The sequence below is a fragment of the Leifsonia sp. 22587 genome (assembly GCF_052044215.1).
GTDB classification, from domain to species: domain Bacteria; phylum Actinomycetota; class Actinomycetes; order Actinomycetales; family Microbacteriaceae; genus Leifsonia; species Leifsonia shinshuensis_C.
The window spans coordinates 341,036-365,552 of sequence record NZ_JBQENB010000003.1 but is presented as its reverse complement, the minus strand read 5'-3'; the positions used below and the strand labels follow the sequence as shown (position 1 = coordinate 365,552).

The 24,517-nt window shown below is 70.5% G+C and carries 26 protein-coding genes; 2 read left to right on the top strand and 24 right to left on the bottom strand.

What is annotated here, in order from left to right:
- The first annotated feature begins 80 nt into the window (after window positions 1-80).
- Window positions 81-761: an SDR family NAD(P)-dependent oxidoreductase gene (locus ACTJI1_RS13930; protein ID WP_440743100.1), complete on the top strand. Its 681-nt coding sequence runs from the start codon at window positions 81-83 to the stop codon at window positions 759-761.
- Here the strand turns inward: ACTJI1_RS13930 and arfA are convergent.
- The 7 genes from arfA to ACTJI1_RS13895 form a co-directional block, all read right to left on the bottom strand.
- Window positions 758-2,263 (bottom strand): arabinosylfuranosidase ArfA, encoded by a 1,506-nt coding sequence (gene arfA, locus ACTJI1_RS13925; RefSeq protein WP_440743099.1) that lies wholly within the window; start codon window positions 2,261-2,263, stop codon window positions 758-760. The two genes, ACTJI1_RS13930 and arfA, sit on opposite strands and share 4 nt — an antisense overlap.
- Before the next feature lie 72 nt (window positions 2,264-2,335).
- Window positions 2,336-3,283: a carbohydrate ABC transporter permease gene (locus ACTJI1_RS13920; RefSeq protein ID WP_440743098.1), complete on the bottom strand. Its 948-nt coding sequence runs from the start codon at window positions 3,281-3,283 to the stop codon at window positions 2,336-2,338.
- Entirely contained in the window at window positions 3,280-4,224 is a 945-nt protein-coding gene (locus ACTJI1_RS13915) for a carbohydrate ABC transporter permease (protein ID WP_440743097.1), read from the bottom strand. The genes ACTJI1_RS13920 and ACTJI1_RS13915 overlap by 4 nt, the downstream gene beginning before the upstream one ends.
- An 80-nt stretch (window positions 4,225-4,304) precedes the next feature.
- On the bottom strand, window positions 4,305-5,630 hold the full coding sequence (locus tag ACTJI1_RS13910) for an ABC transporter substrate-binding protein (RefSeq protein ID WP_440743096.1): 1,326 nt from the start codon (window positions 5,628-5,630) through the stop codon (window positions 4,305-4,307).
- A 108-nt stretch (window positions 5,631-5,738) separates the two neighbouring features.
- On the bottom strand, window positions 5,739-6,752 hold the full coding sequence (locus ACTJI1_RS13905; protein ID WP_440743095.1) for a LacI family DNA-binding transcriptional regulator: 1,014 nt from the start codon (window positions 6,750-6,752) through the stop codon (window positions 5,739-5,741).
- Window positions 6,753-7,444: 692 nt separating this feature from the next.
- Window positions 7,445-8,194: an ABC transporter permease gene (locus ACTJI1_RS13900; protein ID WP_440743094.1), complete on the bottom strand. Its 750-nt coding sequence runs from the start codon at window positions 8,192-8,194 to the stop codon at window positions 7,445-7,447.
- A 134-nt stretch (window positions 8,195-8,328) separates the two neighbouring features.
- The gene (locus tag ACTJI1_RS13895) at window positions 8,329-8,850 is read right to left on the bottom strand and encodes a hypothetical protein (RefSeq protein ID WP_440743093.1); all 522 of its coding nucleotides are present in this window, start codon (window positions 8,848-8,850) and stop codon (window positions 8,329-8,331) included.
- 48 nt (window positions 8,851-8,898) lie between these two features.
- Between ACTJI1_RS13895 and ACTJI1_RS13890 the strand changes: the two genes are divergently transcribed.
- Window positions 8,899-9,816 carry a GNAT family N-acetyltransferase gene (locus tag ACTJI1_RS13890; protein WP_440743092.1) on the top strand — a complete coding sequence of 306 codons (918 nt, stop codon included), beginning with the start codon at window positions 8,899-8,901 and terminating at the stop codon, window positions 9,814-9,816.
- 204 nt (window positions 9,817-10,020) lie between these two features.
- Here ACTJI1_RS13890 and ACTJI1_RS13885 read toward each other — a convergent pair whose 3' ends face one another.
- From ACTJI1_RS13885 to ACTJI1_RS13805, 17 genes are all read right to left on the bottom strand, one after another.
- Window positions 10,021-11,193 (bottom strand): flagellar hook protein FlgE, encoded by a 1,173-nt coding sequence (locus tag ACTJI1_RS13885; protein ID WP_440743091.1) that lies wholly within the window; start codon window positions 11,191-11,193, stop codon window positions 10,021-10,023.
- Between the two features lie 33 nt (window positions 11,194-11,226).
- Window positions 11,227-11,757, bottom strand: coding sequence for a flagellar hook capping FlgD N-terminal domain-containing protein (locus ACTJI1_RS13880; protein ID WP_440743090.1), 531 nt, complete (start codon window positions 11,755-11,757; stop codon window positions 11,227-11,229).
- 12 nt (window positions 11,758-11,769) lie between these two features.
- Entirely contained in the window at window positions 11,770-13,290 is a 1,521-nt protein-coding gene (locus tag ACTJI1_RS13875) for a flagellar hook-length control protein FliK (RefSeq protein ID WP_440743089.1), read from the bottom strand.
- Window positions 13,287-13,997 carry a C40 family peptidase gene (locus ACTJI1_RS13870; RefSeq protein ID WP_440743088.1) on the bottom strand — a complete coding sequence of 237 codons (711 nt, stop codon included), beginning with the start codon at window positions 13,995-13,997 and terminating at the stop codon, window positions 13,287-13,289. The genes ACTJI1_RS13875 and ACTJI1_RS13870 overlap by 4 nt, the downstream gene beginning before the upstream one ends.
- Window positions 13,994-14,428 carry a hypothetical protein gene (locus tag ACTJI1_RS13865; RefSeq protein ID WP_440743087.1) on the bottom strand — a complete coding sequence of 145 codons (435 nt, stop codon included), beginning with the start codon at window positions 14,426-14,428 and terminating at the stop codon, window positions 13,994-13,996. Before ACTJI1_RS13865 ends, ACTJI1_RS13870 begins: the two co-directional genes overlap by 4 nt.
- Complete coding sequence (locus tag ACTJI1_RS13860) at window positions 14,428-15,741, bottom strand: FliI/YscN family ATPase (RefSeq protein ID WP_440743086.1); 1,314 nt, start codon at window positions 15,739-15,741, stop codon at window positions 14,428-14,430. Before ACTJI1_RS13860 ends, ACTJI1_RS13865 begins: the two co-directional genes overlap by 1 nt.
- Window positions 15,738-16,352 (bottom strand): FliH/SctL family protein, encoded by a 615-nt coding sequence (locus tag ACTJI1_RS13855; protein WP_440743085.1) that lies wholly within the window; start codon window positions 16,350-16,352, stop codon window positions 15,738-15,740. Before ACTJI1_RS13855 ends, ACTJI1_RS13860 begins: the two co-directional genes overlap by 4 nt.
- Complete coding sequence (fliG, locus tag ACTJI1_RS13850) at window positions 16,342-17,352, bottom strand: flagellar motor switch protein FliG (RefSeq protein ID WP_440743084.1); 1,011 nt, start codon at window positions 17,350-17,352, stop codon at window positions 16,342-16,344. The genes ACTJI1_RS13855 and fliG overlap by 11 nt, the downstream gene beginning before the upstream one ends.
- A complete protein-coding gene (gene fliF / locus ACTJI1_RS13845; RefSeq protein ID WP_440743083.1) occupies window positions 17,349-18,953 on the bottom strand; it encodes a flagellar basal-body MS-ring/collar protein FliF in 1,605 nt (534 codons plus the stop codon). The genes fliG and fliF overlap by 4 nt, the downstream gene beginning before the upstream one ends.
- The gene (gene fliE, locus ACTJI1_RS13840) at window positions 18,953-19,258 is read right to left on the bottom strand and encodes a flagellar hook-basal body complex protein FliE (protein ID WP_440743082.1); all 306 of its coding nucleotides are present in this window, start codon (window positions 19,256-19,258) and stop codon (window positions 18,953-18,955) included. Before fliE ends, fliF begins: the two co-directional genes overlap by 1 nt.
- A complete protein-coding gene (locus tag ACTJI1_RS13835) occupies window positions 19,258-19,650 on the bottom strand; it encodes a flagellar basal body rod protein FlgC (RefSeq protein ID WP_310132548.1) in 393 nt (130 codons plus the stop codon). Before ACTJI1_RS13835 ends, fliE begins: the two co-directional genes overlap by 1 nt.
- A gap of 10 nt (window positions 19,651-19,660) precedes the next feature.
- Window positions 19,661-20,002, bottom strand: coding sequence for a flagellar basal body rod protein FlgB (locus tag ACTJI1_RS13830; protein ID WP_440743081.1), 342 nt, complete (start codon window positions 20,000-20,002; stop codon window positions 19,661-19,663).
- Between the two features lie 359 nt (window positions 20,003-20,361).
- Window positions 20,362-20,679, bottom strand: a complete 318-nt coding sequence (locus ACTJI1_RS13825; protein ID WP_440743080.1) for a hypothetical protein — start codon at window positions 20,677-20,679, stop codon at window positions 20,362-20,364.
- Window positions 20,669-21,097, bottom strand: a complete 429-nt coding sequence (locus ACTJI1_RS13820) for a flagellar export chaperone FliS (protein WP_310132553.1) — start codon at window positions 21,095-21,097, stop codon at window positions 20,669-20,671. The genes ACTJI1_RS13825 and ACTJI1_RS13820 overlap by 11 nt, the downstream gene beginning before the upstream one ends.
- Complete coding sequence (gene fliD / locus ACTJI1_RS13815; protein ID WP_440743079.1) at window positions 21,094-22,482, bottom strand: flagellar filament capping protein FliD; 1,389 nt, start codon at window positions 22,480-22,482, stop codon at window positions 21,094-21,096. The genes ACTJI1_RS13820 and fliD overlap by 4 nt, the downstream gene beginning before the upstream one ends.
- A 115-nt stretch (window positions 22,483-22,597) precedes the next feature.
- Complete coding sequence (locus ACTJI1_RS13810; RefSeq protein ID WP_440743078.1) at window positions 22,598-23,434, bottom strand: flagellin N-terminal helical domain-containing protein; 837 nt, start codon at window positions 23,432-23,434, stop codon at window positions 22,598-22,600.
- Between the two features lie 96 nt (window positions 23,435-23,530).
- The gene (locus tag ACTJI1_RS13805; RefSeq protein ID WP_440743077.1) at window positions 23,531-24,343 is read right to left on the bottom strand and encodes a sigma-70 family RNA polymerase sigma factor; all 813 of its coding nucleotides are present in this window, start codon (window positions 24,341-24,343) and stop codon (window positions 23,531-23,533) included.
- Between the last annotated feature and the right edge of the window lie 174 nt (window positions 24,344-24,517).

Here is a 24,517-nt window from a genome sequence, read left to right as displayed (position 1 = left end):
ACCGTCGAGTACACGAAAAGTGCACGCGATCCGCCCCTTCAGCGTGCAATATTCGTGTACTCGACGGGGTTGAGGCGGGTATGGATCTTCAGTTCAGTGATCGCGTCGTCCTCGTCGTGGGCGGCACCGGCTTCATCGGCTCCGCGGTCGTCGACCGCCTCCGCGCCGAGGGCGCGACCGTCGTCGTCGCCTCCCGCAACGCCTCCGCCGACGGGGTCGCACTGGACGCCTCCGACGAGGACTCCGTGCGCCGGGGAGTCGACGAGGTGCTGGAGCGTCACGGACGCATCGACGGCCTCGTCGTGACGGCCGCGCCTCCCGCGCAGACCCTCGACCCGGCCCGCAGCTCCGACCCCGAGCAGATCCTGAGCGCGGTCGACGGCAAGGCGCTGTCGTTCCTCCGCGTCGCCCGCGCGGTGATCCCCGCGATGCGCGACGCCGGCTTCGGCCGGATCGTCGCGATCAGTGGCCAGAACGCCTACATCAGCGGCAACATCACGGCGGTGGTGCGCAACGCATCCACCATCCTGATCGCGAAGAACCTCGCCGACGAGCTGGCCGGGACGGGCGTCGCCGTCAATGTCATCAACCCCGGCCTCGTCACCGAGACCCCCTCCGCCGAGGTCGCACCGGGGCGAGGCGGGGAGTCGTCCCCCGACCAGATCGCCGACCTGGTCGCCTTCCTCACCTCGCCCCGGTCGGCGGTCGACGGCGAGTCCATCGCCATCGGCCACCGGATGCTGGGGACGACCCTGCTCTAGCCGAGCGAGACGGCGGTCCAGGAGACCGGCGGCAGCTCGAGGGTGAGGATGCCGTCGGCGAGGGATACGGTGGGCGTCGGGCGCAGGCCGACACGGTTCTGGTCCTGCATCGTGTTCTTCGCGTAGACGTCGTCGTCCCACAGGGAGAGCGCCTCGCGCACCGCGGAGACCCCGAGGTCACGCACGTCGACGCTCACCGTCTGCGTCTCGGTGGTGCTGCGGTTCACGACGAAGAGGGCCGCCGTGCCGTCCGTCTCGTCGACGGTCGCCACCGCGTCCACCAGGTCGGCCTCGCCGTAGACCGCGGTCTCGTACTTCCCGGTGCTGATGGTCGGCCGCAGCACCTCGCCGCGCGCCAGCCGGCTCGTCACCGAGAACGGGAAGAACGTCGTCTGGCGCCACGCGTCGCCGCCCGGCTCGGTCATGATCGGCGCGATGACGTTGACCAGCTGCGCGAGGGATGCGCTGGTCACCCGGTCGTGGTTCTTCAGCAGCGTGATCAGCAGGTTGCCGAGCACCACCGCATCCGCGACCGAGTAGACGTCCTCGAGCTGGCGCGGGGCGTACCGCCACTCCTCGTTGACCTCCTCCGACGCCTGGTGCTCGTCGAGGTACCAGATGTTCCACTCGTCGAACGAGATCTGGATGCGCTTGCGGCTCTTCAGCTTGTTGCCCACGTGGTCGGCGGTCGAGACGACGGTGTCGATGAAGTACTGCATGTCCACCGACGACGCGAGGAACGACCCGAGGTCGCCGCCGCGCTCCTGGTAGTACGCGTGCGCCGAGATGAAGTCGACGTGCTCGTAGGAGTGCTCGAGCACGATCCGCTCCCAGTCGCCGAACGTCGGCATCCCGGATCCGGACGAGCCGCAGACCACGAGCTCGAGGTCCTTGTCGGCCATCTTCATCGCGGCGGCCGTGCGGGCGGCGAGCTTGCCGTAGTCGTCGGCGGTCATGTAGCCGGTCTGCCACGGGCCGTCCATCTCGTTGCCCAGGCACCACATCCGGATGTCGTGCGGCTCCGGCGTGCCGTTGGCGATGCGCTGGTCGCTGAGCGCGGTCCCGGACGGGTGGTTGGCGTACTCGAGCAGGTCGAGGGCCGCCTGGATGCCGCGCGTGCCGAGGTTCACGGCCAGCATCAGCTCCGAGCCGGTGAGCTTCAGCCAGCGGGAGAACTCGTCGAGGCCGACCTGGTTCGACTCCAGCGAGTGCCAGGCGAGGTCGCGGCGGACCGGGCGCTGGTCGCGCGGGCCGACCGAGTCCTCCCACCGGAAGCCGGAGACGAAGTTGCCGCCGGGGTAGCGGATCGTGCTGGAGCCGAGCTCGCGCACGAGGTCGACGACGTCGAGGCGGAAGCCGTCCTCGTTCGCGGTCGGGTGACCCGGCTCGTAGATGCCGTCGTAGACGCAGCGCCCCAGGTGCTCGACGAACGAGCCGAAGATGCGGCGGTTGAGGGGCGCGACGCGTGCGGCGCGGTCGATGACGATGCGGGTGTCAGACATGGGACTCCAGGGATGCTCGGTTCGTGCTTGTCGTGCGGTCGGTGGGATTCGGAAGAGGAGGAGGGGCGACGGTCACTTGACGCTGCCGATCGCCAGGCCGCCCTGCCAGTAGCGCTGCAGGGTGAGGAAGGAGACGATCAACGGGACGATCGAGATCAGGGCCCCGGTGATGACCAGGTTCCAGAGCGATTGTCCGCCCGTGTTGACCTGCGCCTGCGCCTGGAGCGCTCCGAGCCCGACCGTCACGGGGAACAGCTGGGGGTTCGAGAACATCACCAGCGGCAGGAAGAAGTTGTTCCAGGTGCCGACGATCGACAGCAGCAGCACCGTCACGACGGCCGGGCGCATCAGGGGCAGCGCGACCCGGGCGAAGATGCGGATCTCGCCGGCGCCGTCGACGCGGGCCGCATCCACCATCTCGGAGGGGATCGCCTCGTCCGTGTAGACCTTCATCAGGTAGACGGCGAACGGGTTCAGCATGGACGGCAGGATGACCGCCCACATCGTGTTCGTCAGGTGCGCGCCGCTCATGAGCACGAACAGCGGGATGACGAGCACCGTGGCCGGCACCATCACCGACCCGAGGACGATGGCGAAGAACAGCCGGCGGCCGCGGAAGCCGTACATCGAGAACCCGTAGCCGGCGAGCACCGAGAGCACGGTCGCGCCGAGGCCGCCGGCGATCGCATAGAGGAACGAGTTGCCCAGCCAGTGCGCGTAGAGGCCGCCGGAGTAGCTGAACAGCGACGAGATATTGCTGAAGAGGTCGAAGCTCCCGCCGAACCACAGGGGACTCGTCTTGCCGTCGAACAGCGTCTGCTGGCTCTTCGTGCTCGCGACAAGGAGCCACCAGAACGGCAGGGCGAAGTAGACGATGAACGCCGCCAGCACGATGTGCGGGATGACTTGGCGGCCGGTGCGACGGTCCGCAGGCGCTTCCCGGCGAGACCGCGTCGGGCGGCCGGTGCGGATGCTGCGGGTGTCGGCCGCGGGCTCGGCGCCGAGGAGTTGCGTGGTCATTTCATCAGTCCACTTCTCTTGCGGGTGGCGAACATGAAGGCGTACGACCCGATGAAGATCACGATCCCGAGCGCGAAGGCGATCGCCGACGCGTAGTTGAACTGGTGGTACGAGAACGCGACCGTGTACGCGTAGATGTTCGGCGTGTAGTTGGAGGTGATGGATCCCGACGCCATCCCGCGCAGCATCTGCGGTTCGTTGAAGAACTGCAGCGTCCCGATCAGGGCGAACACCAGCACCAGCAGCAGCGACGACGCCACCATCGGGATCTTGATCCGCAAGGCGATCTGCCAGGCGTTGGCGCCATCCACCCGGGCCGCCTCGTAGATGGACGGGTCGACGCCCTGCAGCGCCGCGTACAGGATGATCATGTAGTACCCGGCCCACTGCCAGGTGACGATGTTGACCAGCGATCCGAAGACGTTCTGGTCCGAGAAGAAGTTCGGCGCCTGCAGTCCGACGGCGCCGAACAGCTCCTGCGCCGGCCCGAAGCTCGGGCTGTACAGGAAGCCCCACATCAGCGCGCCGATCACGACCGGCACGGCGTACGGGACGAAGATCAGCAGCCGGGAGATCTTCGCGAAGCGGGTGGTGAGCGCGTCGATCAGCAGCGCGGCGATCAGTGCGACCACCATCTGCACCGGGATCATCACGACCGCGAACAGCAGCACGCGCCACACCCCGTCGAGGAACAGCGGGTCCGTGAACGCGCGGACGTAGTTGGCGAAGCCCACCCAGGAGGTGCCTCCGGCGAGCGTCGTGTTCTGGAGGCTCAGCACGAACGCGTAGACGAGCGGGATCAGCAGGAACGCGACGAGGAAGACGGCGAACGGAGCGGTGAACGCCCAGCCCCAGCGTGCACGCCGGAGGCCGACGATGTCACGGCGGCGCCGGACGCGCGGCGTGCGCTGCCGCGGCGGTGCGGCGGCGGTTTGGGTCATCGGTGAAGCCCTTCAGGATGTGGGACGGTGGTGCGTGAGCGATGCCCGGGCCGATTGGCGCGGCCCGGGCACCGCGTTCGTCACTTGACGGTGTAGCCCTGCTGCTTGGCGTAGCTGACGACGGCCTTCTGGTACGTCTGCAGCGCCGCCTCCGGCGTCGACTTGCCCTTGTTCGTCGCGTTGACCGCGTCGGTCAGCTTGTCGTACACCAGGTTCTGGAACGGGCTGAACTGGAAGCCCTTGTAGTCCTTCGCCGCGGTGAGGAACACATCCTTGTTGATCTGCTGACCGCCGAAGAACGGGTAGGCCTTCGAGGTGAAGTAGTCGGACTCGAGGATGGGCTTCCACAGCGGGAACAGCGCCGCCTTCTCGATGCCGAGCTTCCACGCCTCCTCGGTGCCGAAGATCTCGGTGGCCACCTTCGCCGCCGCCTTCTGGTCCGAGGCCTGCTTGCTCACCGCGAACGCCGAGCCGCCGATGTTGATCTGGACGGGGTTGGCCGTGTCCCACTGCGGGACCGGGGCGACGGCCCACTTCGCCGTCTTGTCCGCGCCGGTGAAGCCCTGCAGGTAGCCGGGAAGCCACGCCGCCGCGATCACGGAGGCGTAGGTGCCGTTCACCAGGTGGGTGTTGTAATCGGTGGTCGAGGAGTCCTCGGTGCCGACCAGCTTCTTCTGCACGAGGCCGTTCCAGTAGGTGAGCACCTTCTGGCTCGCCGGGTCGTCCAGGTCGACCTTGATGTCCTGCTTGCCGCTCAGTTCGAACGGCGCGGCGCCGGCCTGGGCGAACAGGGCCGTCTGGTAGGCACGGCCGTTGCCCGGGAAGTCGGTCATGAGCGTCTTGCCGCCGGTGGCCTGCTTGATCTTCTCGGCGTCGGCCGCGTACTCGTCCCAGGTGGTCGGGACGGTGAGGCCGTACTTGTCGAAGAGGTCCTTGCGGTAGAGCAGCCCGACGGGACCGCCGTCGACCGGGATCGCGTAGGCGTCGCCGCTGCTGCTGACGTCGCTCCAGGCGCCCTCGGAGTAGTTGGTCTTGACCTTGTCGGCGCCGAGCTTGCTGAGGTTCACGATGGAGCCGTCGGCGATGTAGCTCGGGACGACCTCGCTCTCCAGCATCACGACATCCGGAGCGCCGGAACCGGCCTGGATCGCGGTCGAGAACTTGGTGTACTCGTCGTTGCCCGCGCCGGTGTTCGTCCAGCAGATCTGGACGTCTTTGTGGTTCTTGTTGAACAGGTCGACGACCGGTTCGAAGTTCGGATACCAGGCCCACATGGTGACCTGCTTGGCGTCCGAGTTGACGATCTTGTTCTGGCAGCTGGCTGCTGCGCCACTGCCTCCGGAACACCCGGTGAGCGCCGCGACCGCGACCGCGATCACGCCGCCCGCTGCAAGGAGCTTCTTCATTGGATTCCCTTCGCGGTGTGACTGACACCCTTGTCTACAACGTTGTAGTACAACGTTGTAGAGACCATATTGCGCGACGGATGTGACCGTGTCAAATGGTTTTTCCGATCAGCCTGCCGACGACTCCCGCTGCACCAGCCGGAAGGGCACCGCGATCTCCTCGGGCACGAACACCTCGGAGGAGCCCTCGATCCGCCGGATCAGCAGGTCGACGGCGGTGGCGGCGATCTCCTCGCGTCCGGGGTCGATCGTCGACAGCGTCGGCATCGAGTACTGGGTCTCGTCGATGTCGTCGAATCCGACCACGGCCACATCCTCCGGGATGCGCAGGCCGGACTCCTGCAACACGCGCAGCGCGCCCAGCGCGATCGCGTCGTTGAACGCGACCACCCCGTCGAACGGGGTCCCGGCCGCGAGGAAGTCGCGCATCCCCTCGGCGCCGTTGCGCCGGTGCCACGAGCCGACCGGGACGACGAGCGACTCGTCGAACGGGATGCCCGCCGCCTCGAGGGCCTGCCGGTACCCCTCGAGGCGCAGCGCGGCCGAGCCGATCTCCTCGCCGGGATGCGCGCCCAGCGCGACGACCCGGCGGCGGCCGCCCGCGATGAGGTGCTCGGTGGCCGCCCGGGCGCCCTCGGTGTTGCGCATGGTCACGTGGTCACGGGTGCCGTTCAGGCTCCGGTCGCCGAGCAGCACGACGGGCGTGGTGAGCTCGGCGATCAGGTCGACGTCACCCTGGTCGAGGGTGAGGACGCTGTAGAGCACGCCGTCCACCATCCGGGCGCGCGGCTGGCGCAGCACGTCGATCTCGTGCTGCCGGTCGTCGCCGAACTGCTCGATCAGCACGGCGAGTCCGCGCTCGGCTGCCGCGCGCATCACGGAGTCGGCCAGCTCGGCGAAGTACGCGTTGCGCAGGTCGGGGATCATCAGCGAGATGACGTTCGTCCGCCCCGACCGCAGGCTGCGCGCCGACAGGTTCGGGGTGTAGCCGAGAGTGGCGATCGCGTCGAGGACCTTCCGCCGGGTCTCCTCGCGCACGTACGGGTAGTCGTTGATGACGTTGGACACCGTCTTGATGGACACGCCGGCGAGCCGGCTGACATCGTGCATCGTCGCAGCCATGGATGCTCCCCTCTCGCGCGCGCCTCCCCCGACTTTACAACGTTGAAAGCGGGCCTCGCGCCCGCGGTCCGGTGCCGCGAGTGGTGACGTCATGTCGCCACTTGCGCGGGATTCGCGCATCCACTCACGACTCGCTGACGCGGGGACGCTCGCGGGCGACCGCGGGGGCGCGAGTGGTGACATGATGTCGCTATTCGCGGGGGATTTGCACATCCACTCACGACTCGCTGACGCGGGCCCGCCTGGTGAAAACCGCGGGGGCACGAGTAGCGACACGATGTCGCCAGTCGTAGGGGATTCGGGCATCTACTCACGAGTCGCGGACGCGGGGACGCGCGCGCCTCGACCGCGCGGGCGCGAGTGGCGACATGATGTCGCCACTCGCGCGGGATTCGCGCATCCACTCACGAATCGATCGGGCGCTCGTGGCATGCGCGCTCACGACGCGCGCGCCTGCGCCGCCCGATCGCTGAGGTGCACGTTGTTGCGCCCGACACGCCGCACAACCGCACAACAACGTGCACTTCAGCGCCCGCAGCGGCACAGGGATGCGGCCATGCTGCCGGCGTCCAGCCGTCAGATCGCCGAGGTGCGCCTTGTTGCGGGCGACACGCCGTATTGCTGCGCAACGACGTGCACTTCGGCGAGAGGGGGCCAGGGACAGACGAGGGTAACGGGATGTGCGGGGCGCGTCAGCGCAGTGCGGCGGGGCGCATTCGCACGGGCGCCAGCCACGTGGAGACGATCACCGCGGTGATCGCCCCGGCCGCCATGATCGCGGCGAGCACGACCACCTGGAAGCGGCCCGCCTCGAGGGGCGACACTCCCCCGAAGATCGCGCCCACGAACGCGCCGGGCAGCGTGACGAGCCCGGTCGTCTTGGTCTGGTCGACGGAGGGGATCAGCGCTGAGTACACCGCGGTGCGCGCCTGGTCGAGTGTGGACTGCCGCGGCGTGGCGCCGAGCGCGAGCCATCCCTCCACCTCGTCCCAGTGGTCCCGGACGCCCTCGGTGAACCGGCGCCCGGCGAGCGTCGCGATGCTCATCGAGTTGCCGATCACGATGCCGCCGATCGCCAGCGCGTACCGGGCGGTGAACGCGATCGCGCCGGTCAGGAAGACGACCGAGAACGACACGATCACGCCGCTGGCCATCGCCGTCGCCATCATCGCCGCGTGCCCGCGCGACCATCCCACGCGGTGGGTGGCGGTGCCGGCTGCGACCGAGAACATGACGAGCAGCGCGAGCGTGACCCACAGCGGGTTGGTGATGACCCCGGCGAGGATGACGCTGATGATCGCCAGCTGCGCCGCACCGCGCAGGATGGCCAGCGCGGGCGCCCAGCGGTGCGGCACACGGTAGGCGGCCAGCACCCCGACCGCGACGAGGGCGAGGACCGCCACGCCGAGCAGTGTCGGCGCGAGCTCGGCGACGATGGGCACGACACGAGCCTACGGGCTGCGCACAGCGGGACTCTGCACGACGACGACCGCCCGGCCCCGCCCGCCAGGCTCCGCCCGAGCGGCTGCCGCCCGATGGACCCCGCCGTCAGCCGGCCCCCGTCAGCCGCCGCCCCTCAGCCGCCGACTCGGAACGCGAACCGGTCGCCGGACGAGTACCGGTACTCGTCATCGCAGCGGTAACCCCGCAGCCACGGACGCCCGTCGACGACGCGGAGGTAGAACCCTTTCGGATACTCGACATCGTCGCTGAGCGGCGCCGCGGCGACCTTGAGCGCCCCAGCCGGCGACCGCCCTGCGGAGAGCACCGAGTCGGGCGCGTTCTCCTGCCACGACATCGCCAGCCGGAGGTACGGGCCCGTGTCCGGAGGGCACAGCTCCAGTCCGTGCGCGCGAGCCGCGTCGAACACCTCGGGCAGGGTCCCGCCGCCGACCAGTTCGAGGTCGGCGAGGTCGCGCTCCAGAATGTCGACCACCTCCGCGTCCCGCGGATCGAACACCGGGTGGTCGAGCAACGTCTCGGCATACGCGTTGAGCTGCACTCCCGCCGCGTGGAGGGCCGTCCGCAGCTCGTCGCGGGTCGACCCTCCGACACGGAGCGTCAGGGGACCGTCCGGTCGGGCGTCAGGCGCGCTCATCCCTCAACGGTACCGATCCGCGTCACCCGCGCTGCGTAGGCTTCTCGCATGCCGATGTCCGAGTACGTTCAGTCGATTCGCGACCGGGTCGGGACCGACCTGCTGCTGCTTCCCGCTGTCACCGCGGTCATCCGCGACGGCGAGCAGTTCCTGCTCGCCCGGGATGCCTCCGGATTGTGGAGCCTCATCGGTGGCGGGGTCGAGCCCGGTGAGGAGCCCGCGGACGCCGTCGTGCGGGAGATCTTCGAGGAGACGGGTGCTCACGTACAGATCTTCGGGATCGTGGGCGCCTACGGTGGGCCTCTACTCGCAGTCGAGTACCCCAACGGCGACCGGGCGACGTACATCACGACCGCCTACGAGTGCCGCCTTCTCAGCCCGGCGACGCCTGATCTCGACGAGATCGTGGAGCTCGGATGGTTCGAGCGGGACGCCATTCCCGCTTTGGCCCGTCGCGAGTGGATCGACCGCGTGTTGGCTGACGTCCCTCGCGCGGAGCCGACAGTCGCCGCGTCACTCGCTTCCGAGCCCGGGGTTCACATCGCTGTTGCCGATGCCCTGTCCGAGGATGACTTCGACGCGCTTCAGCGACTGCTGCCGCAGCTCTCCTCAACGGCGACCTTCGATCGGGCACGAATCGAGGCGATGCTGCAGCACGACGGAACCGATCTGGTGGTTGCCCGCGAAAACGGCGCACTCGTCGGCATGGCGACGCTCGCTTCGTTTCCCCTGCCGACGGGCGTTCGCGGCCACCTCGACGACGTCGTGGTCGACGAGACGCTCCGCGGCCGCGGCATCGCCCGCGCCCTCCTGGAGGCGGTCATCGAATTGGCTCGGACCCGTCGTCTGCGGACACTGGATCTCACGTCACGGCCGTCGCGTGAGTCGGCGATTCGGCTCTACGAGGCCGTCGGCTTCGAGCGACGGGACTCCCTGTTGATGAGATACGCGGGCGATCTCGGGTAGCCGCGGTCTTGCTCTTGGCGTAGCGGGTATCGCGGTCAGATCGAGCTGATCGGGTTGCTTCCGGTGGCAGCGCTGCGGGGCGCTGCTCAGCGTAACCGCGCCAGCCACGTGATCCACCCTGGGTAGACAGCAGGGGCTCCAGCGTTTCCCGAAGACCCCTGCTGTCGATGCGACCGGTCAGGAGACCGTTCAGTTCCCAGGGAATCACCGCTTCAGGTTCGTCAGCTCCTGCAGCACCTCGTCGGATGTCGTGATGATGCGGGCGTTCGCCTGGAAGCCGCGCTGCGCGACGATCAGGTTGGTGAACTCCTGCGACAGGTCGACGTTCGACATCTCCAGCGAGCCGCCCTGCAGCTGGCCGAGGCCGTCCTCGCCCGGTCCGCCGAGCTGTGCGGCACCGGAGTTGACGGTCGCGCGGTAGGTCGAGCCGCCGGCCTTCTCGAGGCCGCCCGGGTTGACGAACGTGGCCAGCGCGATGCGCCCGACGGACTGCTTGTCGCCGTTCGAGAAGAGGCCGGTGATGGTGCCGTCCTTGTCGAGAGTGAACGACTCCAGCGTTCCGGCCGCGCGGCCGTTCTGGTCCTTGAAGGCCACCGAGGTGATCCCCGAGTAGCCGGTGACCGAGCCGAGGTTCACCGCGACACCGCCGACGGTCAGCGATCCGCCCGCGGTGAGGGTGCCGTTCGTGAACGTGAGCGATCCGGTGCCGGTCGCGCCCGCCGCATCCGCGCCCGCAACATCCCAGCCGGCGGCCGTCTTCGTGAAGGTCAGCGTGAGCTTGCGGGCGGAGCCGTTGGCGTCGTAGACGGAGATGTCGCGCACGAGCTGGTCGCCGTTCGCCGCATCGGCGGGGAGGTTGCCGGTCACGTTCGCGGTGGTCGTGGCCGAGGCCGGGGTGACCGCCTTCAGCGGGATCGTGATGTCGCTCAGCGCGCCGCCCTGCTGCACGACGCCGTTGACCGCGTTCCATCCCTGCAGGATGGCGCCGCCGGGTCCCACGAGCCGGCCCAGCTCGTCGGGGTCGAGCGACCCGGCGCGCGTGTAGACGGTCTCGCCGCCCATCTTCATTACGAAGAAGCCGTCGCCGTTGATCATCATGTCGGTGGAGCGGCCGGTCGCCTGGGCCGCGCCCTGGGTGAAGTTAGTGGAGATTCCGGCGACGAGCACGCCGAGGCCGATCTGGGCCGGGTTCGTGCCGCCGGTCTCGGCCTGAGCGCCGCCGGCGCCCTTGACCAGCTGCGAGAGCGTGTCCTGGAACTGCACGGCCGACGCCTTGAACGCGGTCGTGTTGACGTTGGCGATGTTGTTGCCGGTCACGTCGAGCATGGTCTGGTGCGAGCGGAGGCCGGAGATTCCGGAGTAGAGCGAGCGGAGCATGGGTGGTTCCTTTCGTGAGGAAGAGCGGTGAGGTCAGGCGGTCGGTGCGGTGGAGCCCGAACCGGACGAGCCGGAGCCGGACGACGAGCCCGAGCCGGACGACGAGCCGGAGCCCGAGGACGTGCCGGAGCCCGCGGCGGCCGGCGTCACCACCCCGAGGATGGAGTCGAGCGCGATCTTCTGATCGCCGACCGTGACGATCGGCACGGCGCCCGCGTAGGAGACGGAGGAGGCGACACCGGTCTGCGTGTCGCCGTTCTTGTCGAGGTAGCTCACGGTGTGCCCGATGAGGGTCGCCGCCGCCTGCCGCATCTGCAGGGCGAACCCCTCCTGGGCGGTCGTGTCCATGTTGGTGAGCTTCTCCATCATGGCCAGCTGCGTGGTCTGCGAGATCATCTGGTTGGTGTCCATCGGCGAGCTCGGGTCCTGGTTGCGGAGCTGGGTCACGAGCAGCTGCATGAACGCCTCGCTGTCGAGCGACTGCTTCGGCGTGCGCGTGGGTGGTGTGGAGTAGATGCCGCCCGTGGAGGCGGTATCGGTTCCGGTGATGGGGTCGACGGCCACGGTGGCTCCCTTCTAGACGATCAGGTCGATGGTGTGCGTGGACCCGTCCGCGGGTGCGGACGGAGTGGAGCGTGTGGATGCCGCCTGCGCGACGCCGGGGCGGCGCGCCTCCTCGCGCTGCCCTCCGGCGAACCCGCGTCCGCCATCGGAGGGTGCGTCATGCTGCGGCGCGGGCTGGTTCTGCGACGAGAGGTCGAGCGTTCCGCTCAGGCCCGCGCCGCTGAGGTCGCGGCGCAGGTCGGGGAGGATGGCGCGCAGCGCATCCCGTCCCAGGTCGGTCGGCGCGAACAGCTCGACGCGGACGCCCTCACTGCCGACGTGCGCGCGAACGGTCACGGGTCCGAGGGTGTCGGGCGTGACGTGCACGGTCATCACGTGCTCGCCCGCTCCCGCGGCGGCCAGCGTGAAGACCGGGCGCGCCAGCTGCGCGGGCAACGAGGGGGTGGTGGATGCGGCGGGCGCGGGAGCAGGGGGCTGGGCGGCGGCCGTGCGATCCGGCGTGATCGTGGGCGTGGGTGTGGGCGACGCGGCGGGCGCGGAGGATGCTGCGGCGTCGGTCGCCGCAAGCTTCGGGCGCGCGGCGTCGGCAGCGCTCTGCACGACAGTGGATGCGGTGCCGGCGGTTCCCGCGGAGGTGCCGGCCGCAACGGCTGCGGTGGATGCGGCGACAGCGGGCGCGGTCGGCGTTGCGACCGCATGGTCACGGGACTCGATCACGGGCGCCGCGGGGGCGCCGGTTGCACCAGGCTGCTCGTTCGTCGCCCCGTCGAGGGACGTGTTGGGCGCCGCCGGGGGAACGGCAGGCGTGCCGGCGGGCGATGCGAACCCCAGCTGAGGGCTGCCGGCGCGCGACTCGGGCACGGCAGATCCCGCGGCGGCAGTCGGGGCGGCCGCCTTCGCTCCCGCGGACGGTTTCGCGATGTTCGCGCCGTTCGCCGTCTCGGACGCTGCCGCGGCCTCCGCAGGAGCAGCGATCGCCGAGGCGACGGCCGCACCCGGCGTGATCTCCGCCGTCGCCGCAGCGAGCGGAGCGGCGCCGCCATCCGCGACGGCCGTGACGGCCTCGCCCGTGGCGGCGGGCACTAGGGGTGCAACGCCGACCGAAGCCGGCAGCGTCGCGGCAGTCGCATCCACCGTAGCCGGGAGAGCGGCATCCGTCACGAGCGCCGCGGCGGCCGCCGCAGGGTCGGTGCCAGCCGCACCCGTGGTCGTCCCCTCCGCACTCGTCGCATCCGTCGCAGCCGGAGTCCCGATGTCGCTGTCCCCGCTCGCCGCGCGCGGACGCCCGTGACCGCTGTGATCGCCCGACACCTTGCCGGGGTGCGCCGCGCGCCCGACGGGCCGACCGTGCTCGTCCCGTCGCGGTTCGGGCCGCGCTGCATCCGGCCGCGCGTCCTGCGCGTCGCGGGGCCCCGCATCCACTGCCCCCTGCAGGAACGCGTCGAACGCCTCCCCCGACCCCTTCGCCGATGAGCCGGAAGCCGGACGCGCGGCCACCGTCGGCGGCGCCGCGGTCACCCCGCCCGGGCTCACAGCGAACCGCCCTGGCTCAGCGATGCGAACAGCGACCGCAGCATGTCGGCCTGCGCCGACGAGCCCGCCGACCCGGCGGAGCCGGCCCCGGACAGCAGCGACGCCAGCGACCCGACTCCTGCGGACGCCGCGGGAGACGCCACGGCCGGAGCCGCCTGTGGCACGACCCGTCGGATCGTCACGATGTCGGAGTCCTTCATCCAGTTGTCCACCAGGCTCACGGTGCGTCCCTCGCTGGGCGCGTGGATGACCTTGCCGTCGCCCGCGTAGATCACGATGTGCTCGCCGCCGTTGGTGACGATGAGGTCGCCGGGCTGCGCCTGGGCCAGCGACGGCACCTCGGTGCCGACCGTCGACTGGCCCGAGACCAGGCGCGGCACGTCGATCCCGAGGTCTTTGAACACTCGCTGCACCAGACCCGAGCAGTCGAGCCCGGAGGCGCTGGTCCCGCCGAACACGTAGGGAACGCCGAGGTACTTCTTGGCGTCGGCGACGACATCCGACCCGGTCACGGCCCCGGTCGAGGTGCCGTCGGTGGCGCCGAGCGCCCCGGAGAGCGCCGAGGCGAAGTCCGCCGCCGAGGTCGAGGTCGCAGCCGAGCTCCCGGACGACGCCGACGTCGCGCTCGTCGCCCGCGTGCCCGTCTCCAGCTGCACCAGCGTCGCCTGGATCTGCGCGATCCGGCCGATCGCATCCGTCACGGTCATACGTCTCCCCCGTTCCTGGCGCGCTGCCACGCGCCCGTCGCGATCTCATCGATGGCCGCCTGCTCGCTGCTCAGGTCGCCCGCGACGACCTCCGCCCGGTGCCGCGACTCCAGCTTCTCCAGCCCGACCGCCCGCTTCTTGGCTTCGGTGAACGCGTGCTGCGCGTCCGCCGCCTGCGCCTCGGCCTCCGCGGCGAGCGCCGACAGGTCGGCCAGCATGCTGCGGCTGGAGGCGCGCGCGGCCGCCATGGCGAAGAGCGTCCCGGCGTCGGTCGCCTCGACCGGGACCGCGTGAAGCGCCGCGATGGCCCGCGCCTGCCGCTCCCCCGCATCCCGCCGCATCGCGTTGGCCGCGGCCAGGTCGCTGGCCGCGTGCTCCTTCTCGATCTGCCGCAGTCGCAGCAGGCCCGCCAGGGCGAACGCCCGTGCCATCACACGCCTCCCAGCATTCGGACGAGCGCATCCAGCCGCGCCCACGATTCCGCCGCCGCGGCCGGTTCGCCGATGCCCTGGCGCAGGAACGCGTCAATCGCGCCGGCGTGGGCGACCGCGGCATCCACCTTCGGGTTGGTGCCCGGCTTGTACGCACCGACGTCGAGCAGGTCCTGCGCGGCGACCTTGGCGGCCAGGATGCTGCGCAGCGCCACCGCCGAGGCGCGCTGCTCCGGCGTGGTCACGCGCGACGCGAGCCGCGAGACGGAGCCCAGCACGTCCACCGACGGGAAGTGCCCGACCACGGACAGCTTGCGGTCGAGCACCACGTGCCCGTCGAGGATGGAGCGGGCGGCGTCCGCGATCGGCTCGTTGTGGTCGTCGCCGTCGACCAGCACGGTGTACAGCCCGGTGATCGATCCGGTCTCGCCCGTCCCGGCGCGCTCCAGCAGCTGGGCGAGCAGGGAGAACGTCGACGGCGGGTAGCCGCGGGTCGCCGGCGGCTCCCCCGCCGACAGCCCGATCTCGCGCTGCGCCATGGCGACGCGGGTGAGCGAGTCCATCATCAGCACCACGTCGGCGCCCTCGTCGCGGAACGCCTCGGCGATCCTGGTCGCCGCGAAGGCGGCGCGGAGCCGCATGACGGCCGGCTCGTCCGAGGTCGCGACCACGACGACCGAGCGGGCCAGTCCGGCGGGCCCGAGGTCGTCCTCGAGGAACTCGCGGACCTCGCGGCCGCGCTCCCCCACCAGCGCGATCACCGACACCTGCGCGTCCGTCCCTCGCGCGATCATCGACAGCAGGGACGACTTGCCGACGCCCGATCCGGCGAAGAGCCCGAGGCGCTGGCCCCGGCCGGCGGTGACCATCGTGTCGAGCACCCGCACGCCGAGGCCGAGGGGCTGCCGGATGCGCGCCCGCCGCATGGCATCGGGCGCCCGGTTGCCGAGCGGAACGAACCCGTCCGGTTCGATCGGTCCGAGTCCGTCCACCGGTCGTCCGAGCGCGTCGACGACGCGGCCGAGCATCCCGCGCCCGGTCGGCACCAGCAGCGGTGCGCGAACGGCCCGCGCCGGCGCTCCCGCGGCGATCCCGGTCAGCGGCCCGTACGGCATCACGCGGACGCGGTCGGCCGTCGTGGCCACGACCTCGGCGTGCACGCCCGGCTCCTCGCCGATGACGACGACGTCGCCCAACGCCGCCGGGACGCCCTCGAGCTCCGCGCCGAGACCGACGACACCGGTGACCCGGCCGACGCGTTCGACGGAAGCGGCGGCGACGGCCGCCCGCCAGCGGTCCAGGACCGCGCTCATGACAGCGCCTCCTTCGCGCGGAGCATGGCGGTGTGGATGCGCCCGTCGAGCCAGCCCGTCGGCAGCTCACCGATCGCATCGCCGCGCGTCAGGGTCGGGTCCGCGACCAGCTGCGTGTCCTCGTACGCGATCCCGGCGCGGTGCAGCTCGGCGACGTCGTCCGGGTGCATGCGCACCACCGGCACCGCCCCTGGGCGGCCGGCGGCGACCACGCGCTCCACCGCCGCGCGCGCTGCCGCGAGCCGGTCCTGCAGCGCGACACCGACCACGGTGGTCGCGAGCTCGAACGCCGCCTCCAGCAGCACGGACTCGGCCTCCGCGAGCAGTGGGACCGTCGCCTCCCGCAACTCCACCGCCGCACTCCGCAGCGCGGCGGCCAGCACCGCGACCCGGTCCGCCGCCTCGACGGCCTCCGCCGCACGCGTGTCCTCGGCGGCGGCCAGCCAGCGCGCCTGCTCCTCGGCGGCGGCGCGACGCCCGTCGGCGAACCCCGCCGCGTACCCGCGCGAGCGCGCGGACGTCATCGCGGCGCGCTCGTGCTCGGTCTCGGCGATCACCGGGACGGCGAGCGGCTCGAACGCGACCGCGGAGACGGCGGACTCACTCGACATACGCGTCCTCGTCCCCGCGCTGCACGGTGATCGCGCCCGTGGCCTCCAGGTCGCGGATGGCGCGCACGATCTCGGCGCGCGCGTCCTCGACCTGCGAAACCCGCACCGGGCCGAGGATGCGGACCTCGTCCTCGAGGATCTCCCGGTTGCGCTCGGACAGGTTCGACGTGATGACCTCGGTGACCGCCTCGCCCGCGCCCTTCATCGCGACCGCCAGCACGGCCGCATCCACGCCGCGCAGCACCTGCTGCACGTCGCGGGACTCCAGCCGCACGATGTCCTCGAAGGTCAGCATGCGCGAGCGCACCTCTTCGGCCAGCTGCGGGTCGCGCTGCTCCAGAGCCTCGAGCAGCGCCTTCTCGGTGGCCGCGTCGGAGCGGTTGATGATGTCGACGAGCGGCTGCACTCCCCCGACGGCGTCGGACGACGCCCGGGATCCCACCACCGCGGTCGCGCGCTGCTTCAGCGTCTCCGCCACGACCCGAACCGCATCCGGGCTCGGCGACCCCATGGTCGCGATCGCGTGGGCGACCTCCGTGCGCGTGCGCTCGTCCAGCCCGGTCAGGATGCGCGACGCGTGGTCCGCGCGCAGGTGCGCCAGCACGAGCGCGCTGGTCTGCGGCAGCTCCCCCGCGAGCAGCATCTGCACCTGGGCCGGCTCCACGGTGTCGAGGAACTCGAACTGCTTACCCGCGAGGTTCGACGCCACCCGGTTGAGCACGCCGGTCGCGCGCTCGGCGCCGAAGGACGCCTCCAGCAGCCCCACCGCGATGTCGCGGCCGCCGCGGGTCGTCATGGTGCCGCGGGTGGCCAGGTCGTGGAACTCGTTCAGCGCCTTCTCGGCGACGCCGGGGTCCACGCGGCGCAGCCGCAGGATCTCGGCGGTGATCTCGTCGGCCTCCTCGTCGGAGAACTGCTTCATCACCTGGGCCGCGCGCTGCTGATCCATGTTCATCAGCACCACGGCGACCTTCTGGGCGCCGGTCAGGGTCGCGTTCATACGCCGGCCCTGTCATCCATGAGGCTGCGGAGGAACTCGGCCGTCTTGTGCGGGTCGCGCTCGGCGAGCGCCTCGATCTCCGCCCTGCGGCGGTCGGCCTCCACCTCGCCGGGGTCCGGGGTCGGGTCCGGCAGCGGGTCCAGCTGCATCGGCACGGTGGGCGCCGCCTGCTCCAGAGCGATCGGGAACGGGGAGGCGTCGAGCGCGAGCGAGTCCGCGTCCAGCGCGAGCTCGGCGTTCTCGGCGGCCCGGCGCCGGCCGCGGCGGAACAGCGCGAACGCGATGATCGCGGCTGCGACGATCGCCCCGGCGATGAGCGAGGTGCGGATGATGCTGGTCAGCTGGTCGGCCGCCGCGGCGTCCTTCGCCTCCTTGATCGCCTTGGCCGCCTCGGTCGCCCCCGCCTTGCTGAACGGGACCATCTCGACGCTCACCGAGTCGCCGCGCTTGACGTCGATGCCCGCCGCCGCGTTGACCAGGTTGCGGATCTCGTTGGCGCTGACGCCGCCGACCGCGTCCGAGTTGAGCGCGACCGAGACCGTCTGGCGGTTGATCGCCCCGGCCGGGATGGTGCGCTGCTCGGTCACCTTGTCGACCGCGTTGTCCTTCGTGCTCGACTCGGAGTTGAAGCTGCCGTTGCCGTTGGTCCCGTTGGGCACGGCGATGTTGTCGGGGCCGAGCACGCCGGCGCCCCCCGCCGCCCCGGAGCCCGTGTAGGTCTCCTTCTGGGTGGTCTCGCTGAGCGAGGGCGCATCGGTCGGCGCGGTGTACGACTCCTCCGTGCGCTGCGCGCTCTCGGTGCTGACGTCCGCCGCCACCGCGACGGTCGCGTTGCCCGCACCGACCACCTTGTCGAGCATGTCCTGCACCGCGGCCTTGACCCGGGTCTCGTAGTCGCTGGCCTGCTTGTCCGCTCCCCCGGTCGCGCCGCCGCCGACCGTGCTCAGCACGGTGCCGTCGGCGTCCACCACGGCGACGTCGGTCGGCTTCATGCCGGGAACCGCCGCGCTCGTGAGGTGCACGATGGCCTGCACCTGGTCGGCGCTGAGGTTCACGCCGCTCTGCGTCTCGACGAAGACGGAGGCCGTCGGGTCCTTCTTGTCCGCCGCGAAGACGGTCTCCTCGGGGATCGCCAGCCGCACGGACGCGGTCTTGACGCCCTTCATCGCGGCGATCGTGTTGCCGAGCTCGCCCTCCATCGCCCGCTTGTACGTGACGTTCTGCTGGAACTCGGACGACGTGACGCCCATCTTGTCGAGCAGCGAATAGCCGCCCGTGTTGGAGGCCGGGAGCCCGGCGGACGCCGCCTTCAGCCGCTCGTCGTAGACCTTCTCCTGCGGCACCAGGATGGTGGATCCGCCGTCGGTCAGCTGGTACGGCACGTTGTCGGTGCGCAGCTGGTCGACGATCGCGGAGGCGTCGGACGCCGCGACGCCGGAGAACAGCGGCGTGTACGACGGCTGGGACGCCCACATGGCGATCCCGGTGATCCCGAGGGCCACGACCGCGACGCCGATGATCGCGATGACCCGCTGGGCCAGCGAGAACCCGCGGATGGAGTCGCCGATCCGCCGGAAGAAGCTCGTCACCTGCTGGGGCATCAGGCCTGCATCCGCATGATCTCGTTGAACGCGTCCACGGCCTTGTTGCGCACGCCGGCCACCAGCTCCAGGGTCACCTGGGCGCGGGTGGATGCGATGGTCGCGTCATGGATGTCGTCCAGGTTGCCGGTGACCGCCTGGATCGCCAGCTTGTCGCTGGTCCCCTGCAGCTGCTGCAGGTCGTCGACGGCTCCGGTGAGGGCGTTCCCGAAGGACGCTCCCCCGGTGCCGCCCGCGGCCGAGGTCGCCGAGACGCCCGGGTCGGCGGTCACGGCGGAGATCGCTCCGATGGCGGGGATGGGCATCAGTTCCTCCCGATCTGCAGGGCCGCCTGGTAGGTCTCCTTGGCCCGGTCGACGACGGCCGCGTTGGCCTGGTAGCCGCGCTGCGCCATGATGAGCGACCCCATCTGCTCCGACAGGTCGATGTCCGGGTAGCGCACGTATCCGTTCGCGTCGGCGACCGGGTTGTCGGGCTCGTAGACCATGCGGCCCTCGGCGCTGCCGTAGGCGGCGCCCGCGACGTAGGCGCCGGAGACGCCTTCGCCCTCCTGCGCGACGATGTAGCGCGCCTGGAAGGCGGCGCCGTCGGTGGGCTTCGCGGTGTTGATGTTGGCGAGGTTGTCCGAGATGGCGTCCAGCCACTTCCGGTGCAGGGTCAGGCCGGTTCCGGCGATCCCGATGGCGTCGAAGGTCACGTCATACTCCTCAGCTGGTCTTCAGTGCGGCACGGATGGCGGAGAACTGGTTACTGGCGGCCTGCGACGCGAACTGGAAGCGGAGCACGGTGTCGACGTTCGACAGCGTCTCGGTGTCGAGGTTCACGTTGTTGCCGTCGAGGCGGGTCGGCTCGAGCGAGCGCGCGGTGGTCGCGGAGACGTGTCCGTCGTGGTCGGCGACGGAGGCGGCGAGCGCATCCTCGAACGACACCCGCTCGGCCGTATAGCCCGGCGTGTTCACGTTGGCGATGTTGTTCGCGATGGCGCGCTGGCGCGCGGCGAGGCCGTCGAGGGCGCTCGTCAGGGCGGCGCTGGTCACGGATTCGAGCACAGCTGCACTCCAGGGTCGTGGGGCGGCCCATCCGTGGCCAAGTCGATGAGCGATCCGTGCTCAGGAAGAGCTATCGACCGCTCCCCCGCAACCGTTAGCTCCCGCTTTCGGGGGGTGTTCGGTGGGCGATTCCCACACATCCATCCACAGCTTGTACCCCGATGTGAATTACAGCCGTGTGTTTTCGAAGACCCGTTCGAACGGCGCGCGTCACGCTGAAAATGCCTGGTCAGGCGGCATTACGCTTCGCTGAGAATCTGAGAGTGCACACATCCCGCGCGTGTCCTCCACACGATTCACCCGCGTATCCACGGATTCTGCACAGAGTTATCCACAGGTGGAGAACCCCGTCGGGGGACTCAGCCGATCAGGTCGAAGTACACCGGGTGCGGTCCGGCCTCCGCGCGGGGCACCGCACGCACCGCGGCCAGGTGGCGCGCGGTCGTCTGGCGCACGTCCTCGAGGTAGCGCATGGTGTGCAGCTGCGCCTCGAGCAGCCGCGCGGCGCGCTCCTGCAGCTCGGGCGGGATGGGGCCCAGACCGATCGGGGGACGCCAGGGGACCGGGTCCACCGCGGCGAGCGCACCGTGCAGCTCCTGCTCCATGCGGTCGAGGGCGTCGGACCAGCCGAGGACGTCCTCGCGCAGCTCATCCACCTCGACGGCGTCAGGCGACACCGAGGTCCCGATCCGTCTCCGCGGCGGTAGCGGCCGGCAGGATGCGGGCGGCCTCGTGCCAGGTCTGGCGCAGCGGCTCGGCCAGCTCGATCGCCTCGCGCACCTTCGCCGGGTCGCGCTCGATCATCCCGCCGACGATGAGGTCCGCCAGGTAGCCGTAGAGCTGGAGCAGGCCGTCCGCGCCGTCCCACAGGTCGACGCGCAGCGTGCCGGCGAGCTCGGCGACGATCTGGTCGGCGTGGCGCAGGTTCTCCCACGCCGTCGGCCACTGCGCCGCCTGGAGCGCCGCCTCGCCACGGGTGAGGTCGAGCAGGAGCCGGTCGTAGAGCATGGTGAGCAGCCGCGCCGGGCTGGCGGAGAGCACGCTGTCGCGGTTGTACGCGTTGAGCTTGGCGGCGGCGGAGGTGAGGACGTTCATGATGCGCTCGCAGTGGGGAGGGACGACAGCTGGCCGGTCAGCCACGACGACTGGGACTGCAGCTGCTGCAGCTGCACCTCGAGGTTCGCATAGGTCTTCTCGAGCGTCGAGCGACGGTCGGAGAGCCGGGTGTCCCAGTCGGTGATCTGGTCGTTGAGGTCTTTGACGGTCGACTGCTCGCCCTTGATGCGCAACGACAGCGATCCGGTGTACGTGTCGCTCGCAGCGGTCGAGGCGTCCGCGACCCGCTGCGCGATGGTCGTCAGAGCGCTCTTCACGGCGTCCGGATCCGCCGCCATCGCAGTGGCGAAGACGTTCTGGTCGAACGTGACGGTGCCGTCGCGCTGGATGCTGATGCCGTAGGTCGAGGGGGAGACGCCGCCGATGGGGGAGCTGATCGCATCCACCAGCTTCTGGTTGACGTCGCGGGTCGTCGAGTCGCCGGTGAAGGCGCCACCGGTGACCACGGTGCCGCCGGCCGAGTCGGTCGACGTGGTGACCGCCTGCTTCTGCGCGATCAGGGTGAAGATGTCGTTCACGCTCGAGACGAGCGAACTTGCGGCGGCGGTGAGTCCCTTGTCGTCGCGCGCGACGGTGAGCGTGACCGGGGTGCTGGACACGGAGCTCACCGACACGGTCACGCCGGGCAGAACCCCCGTGAACGTATTGGTCGAGCTGGTGACCGTCTGCGCGGCGCCGGTGCCCGCCCACAGGGTGAGCTGCGCATCCTGGGCCGCCCGCACCTGGGCCGCGCCCGGGTCGGAGAGGAGATTCGTCGCGGTGCCTGCGGTGACGTCGGCCGGCGTGCCGCGGTACGCGGTGAAGGCGCCCGCCGAGCCGGTCTTCGTGGAGCTGAGCTGCAGCCGATAGAGCTGCTGGCCGGTGCCGGGGTCGAGTCCCGCGGCGACCTGGGTGGCACTGACGCCCACCCCGGCCTGGTTGATCGCGGCCGCCACGTCGGCGAGGGAGGAGCTGCCCGCCGTGACCTGCTTCACCGTTCCGTCGGCGGCGACGAAGGTGAGGGTCGGGGGCTGGTCCGGCCACTGCGTGAGCGGCCCGGTCACCGTGACCTGGGCCTGCGCCAGCTTGTCCACGGTGAAGTCGATGGTGCCGTCCACGGCTCCCGTGCCCGCGGTGGCGGTGACCGAGGTGGAGGTGGTGGACGCGGTGTGCAGGTCGGTGCCGGCCGGCTTCGCCAGCTTGGCCGCCGCATCCGCGAGGGCCGCGACCTTCGTGTTGAGCGCCTGCATCGCAGTGATGTAGGTGGTGGAGTCGGTGACCTTGTTCTTCAGCAGGGTCTGCGGGATCGCCTCCGCCTGCATCAGGCTGTCGATCAGCTGCGTGGTGTTCAGACCGCTTATGAGCCCGTCGACGGCCATGCCCATGCGGTGGTCTCCCTCCTACGACGGCGGTGCGGGGTGCTTCGGGTGGTGCGATGGAGCGGGGTGGTGCGGCGGCCGGGGCACGCTTTGGGGACTACGCCCCGGCCGCCGGGCCTCATCAGCGGAGCAGCTGCAGGACGCCCTGGTTGGACTGGTTCGCCTGAGCGAGCATCGCGGTGCCGGCCTGCGACAGGATGTTGGAGCGGGTGTACTTCACCATCTCCTCGGCCATGTCGGTGTCGGTGATGCGGCTGGACGCGGCCGAGAGGTTCTCCTTCGAGACGTTCAGGCTGCGGACAGCGGACTCGAAGCGGTTCTGCGAAGCACCGAGCTCCGAGCGGGCCGTCGAGATCGCGGTGATCGCGGTGTCGATCGCAGTGATCGTGGTGTTCGCCGCCGCGTTGGTGCTGACGTCGAAGCCGGTCGCACCGGTGGCGCTGCCGAGGGTGCCGACCGAGGTCGCCACGTTGGCCAGGCCGACCGCGATGGTGTCGTTCGCCGTCGAGCCCGCGCCGACCTGGAAGTTCAGCGTGCCGCCCTTCAGCAGGTCGATCCCGTTGAAGTTGGTGCCCTGCGTGATGCGGTCGAGCTCCTTGCCCAGCTCGTCGGCCTCCGTCTTGATCGCCGCGCGCGAGGTCGCGTTGTTCGAGTCGTTGCCGCCCTGCACCGCGAGGTCGCGCATGCGCTGCAGGATGGAGTGGACCTCGGTGAGCGAACCTTCAGCGGTCTGCACGACGCTGATGCCGTCCTGAGCGTTGCGGGCGGCGACGGTGAGACCGCCGACCTGCGACTTCAGGCCCTCCGAGATGGCGAGACCCGCCGCGTCGTCCGCCGCACGGTTGATGCGGAGGCCGCTGGACAGCTTCTCGAGCGACTTCGAGAGGTCGCTCTGCGTGTTGTTCAGGTTGCGGTAGGCGTTGTTCGCCGCGATGTTGGTGTTGATCTGCATACCCATGATGTTTCCTCCATGACTGGGTGGTGGTCCGCGGCCCTTCCGTGGTCCGCATCAGCCCCTATCGGCTGTCTGTTCCGTCCCGTTAGCGATCCGCTGTCAGGACGCGCGCACCGAGCTCGGCGACGTGGGGGAGAGGCGCGAGACGCCCGCGACCGCGTGCTGCGCGAGACGCGCCAGATACGCGCTGCGCCGGGCCTGCGAGGTCTTCGCCTCGATGACGACGGGGTCGCCGTCATCGGAGTAGTGGGTCGCCATCCCCTCGCGCATCAGCCGGATCGCCTCCGACCGCTGCTGCGAGACGGCGGAGTGGGTGATGCCGAGCTCCTCGGCGATCTCGGTGACCGTGCGGTCGTCGAAGTAGATGGCCTCGACGATGGAGCGCATCCGGTCGGGCAGCGCGGCGACCGCGGCGCGGACGTACGCCGTCTGCTCGTCGGCGAGCAGCGCATCCTCGGGGGCCGGCGTCTCCGACACCAGGAACGGCTCGATGGTCTCGTCGAGGGCGGTGACGGTGCGAGAGGCGTCCGCGAGCCCGGCCGCCGCTGTCTCACGGTCGACGCCGAGGGCGTTCGCGATCTCCTCCACGGTCGGCTTGCGTCCGAGGGAGGACGTCAGGCTCTCCTGCACCGCGAGCGTCTCCTTGATCCGCTTGCGCGCACCGCGGGTGGCCCAGTCGGAGGCGCGGAGCTCGTCGGCGAGCGCCCCGACGATCCGGGTGCGGGCGTAGGCGCCGAAGGGCACGCCGGTGGAGGCGTCGTACGCGTCGGCCGCCTGCACGAGGGCGACGGCGCCGGCCGAGGCCAGGTCGTCGCGCGACAGGTGCGTGGCGCGCGAGCACAGGTCGGAGACCAGGTAGCCGACAAGCGGCAGGTTCTCGACGACGAGCGTGTTGCGTTCGTTCCGGTTCACGCTGGGCGACCCCTCTTCATCGGACGGGTACCGCGCGTCGACCTCGTTCGGGGAGGTTCTCGCGGGTACTCGGGCGGTGCGGTGGACGCTCGGACTTAGTCGGGTGCCGAGCGAGGTGCTAGGCGTCTTCCGTTGTTCACGGTAACAATTCGAGACTGTTCAGAATGCATGCCA

Excerpts from the sequence above, each read along its gene's own strand:
- ACTJI1_RS13885 (WP_440743091.1), bottom strand. The coding sequence starts at position 11,193 with ATGCTCCGCTCGCTCTACTCCGGAATCTCCGGCCTCCGCTCGCACCAG.
- ACTJI1_RS13930 (WP_440743100.1), top strand. The coding sequence starts at position 81 with ATGGATCTTCAGTTCAGTGATCGCGTCGTCCTCGTCGTGGGCGGCACC.
- fliE (WP_440743082.1), bottom strand. The coding sequence starts at position 19,258 with ATGCCCATCCCCGCCATCGGAGCGATCTCCGCCGTGACCGCCGACCCG.
- ACTJI1_RS13890 (WP_440743092.1), top strand. The coding sequence starts at position 8,899 with ATGCCGATGTCCGAGTACGTTCAGTCGATTCGCGACCGGGTCGGGACC.
- ACTJI1_RS13920 (WP_440743098.1), bottom strand. The coding sequence starts at position 3,283 with ATGACCACGCAACTCCTCGGCGCCGAGCCCGCGGCCGACACCCGCAGC.
- ACTJI1_RS13810 (WP_440743078.1), bottom strand. The coding sequence starts at position 23,434 with ATGGGTATGCAGATCAACACCAACATCGCGGCGAACAACGCCTACCGC.
- ACTJI1_RS13865 (WP_440743087.1), bottom strand. The coding sequence starts at position 14,428 with ATGGCACGGGCGTTCGCCCTGGCGGGCCTGCTGCGACTGCGGCAGATC.
- ACTJI1_RS13895 (WP_440743093.1), bottom strand. The coding sequence starts at position 8,850 with ATGAGCGCGCCTGACGCCCGACCGGACGGTCCCCTGACGCTCCGTGTC.
- ACTJI1_RS13910 (WP_440743096.1), bottom strand. The coding sequence starts at position 5,630 with ATGAAGAAGCTCCTTGCAGCGGGCGGCGTGATCGCGGTCGCGGTCGCG.
- fliD (WP_440743079.1), bottom strand. The coding sequence starts at position 22,482 with ATGGGCATGGCCGTCGACGGGCTCATAAGCGGTCTGAACACCACGCAG.
- fliG (WP_440743084.1), bottom strand. The coding sequence starts at position 17,352 with ATGAACGCGACCCTGACCGGCGCCCAGAAGGTCGCCGTGGTGCTGATG.
- arfA (WP_440743099.1), bottom strand. The coding sequence starts at position 2,263 with ATGTCTGACACCCGCATCGTCATCGACCGCGCCGCACGCGTCGCGCCC.
- ACTJI1_RS13855 (WP_440743085.1), bottom strand. The coding sequence starts at position 16,352 with ATGTCGAGTGAGTCCGCCGTCTCCGCGGTCGCGTTCGAGCCGCTCGCC.
- ACTJI1_RS13860 (WP_440743086.1), bottom strand. The coding sequence starts at position 15,741 with ATGAGCGCGGTCCTGGACCGCTGGCGGGCGGCCGTCGCCGCCGCTTCC.
- ACTJI1_RS13870 (WP_440743088.1), bottom strand. The coding sequence starts at position 13,997 with ATGACCGTGACGGATGCGATCGGCCGGATCGCGCAGATCCAGGCGACG.
- ACTJI1_RS13915 (WP_440743097.1), bottom strand. The coding sequence starts at position 4,224 with ATGACCCAAACCGCCGCCGCACCGCCGCGGCAGCGCACGCCGCGCGTC.
- ACTJI1_RS13905 (WP_440743095.1), bottom strand. The coding sequence starts at position 6,752 with ATGGCTGCGACGATGCACGATGTCAGCCGGCTCGCCGGCGTGTCCATC.
- fliF (WP_440743083.1), bottom strand. The coding sequence starts at position 18,953 with ATGCCCCAGCAGGTGACGAGCTTCTTCCGGCGGATCGGCGACTCCATC.
- ACTJI1_RS13820 (WP_310132553.1), bottom strand. The coding sequence starts at position 21,097 with ATGAACGTCCTCACCTCCGCCGCCGCCAAGCTCAACGCGTACAACCGC.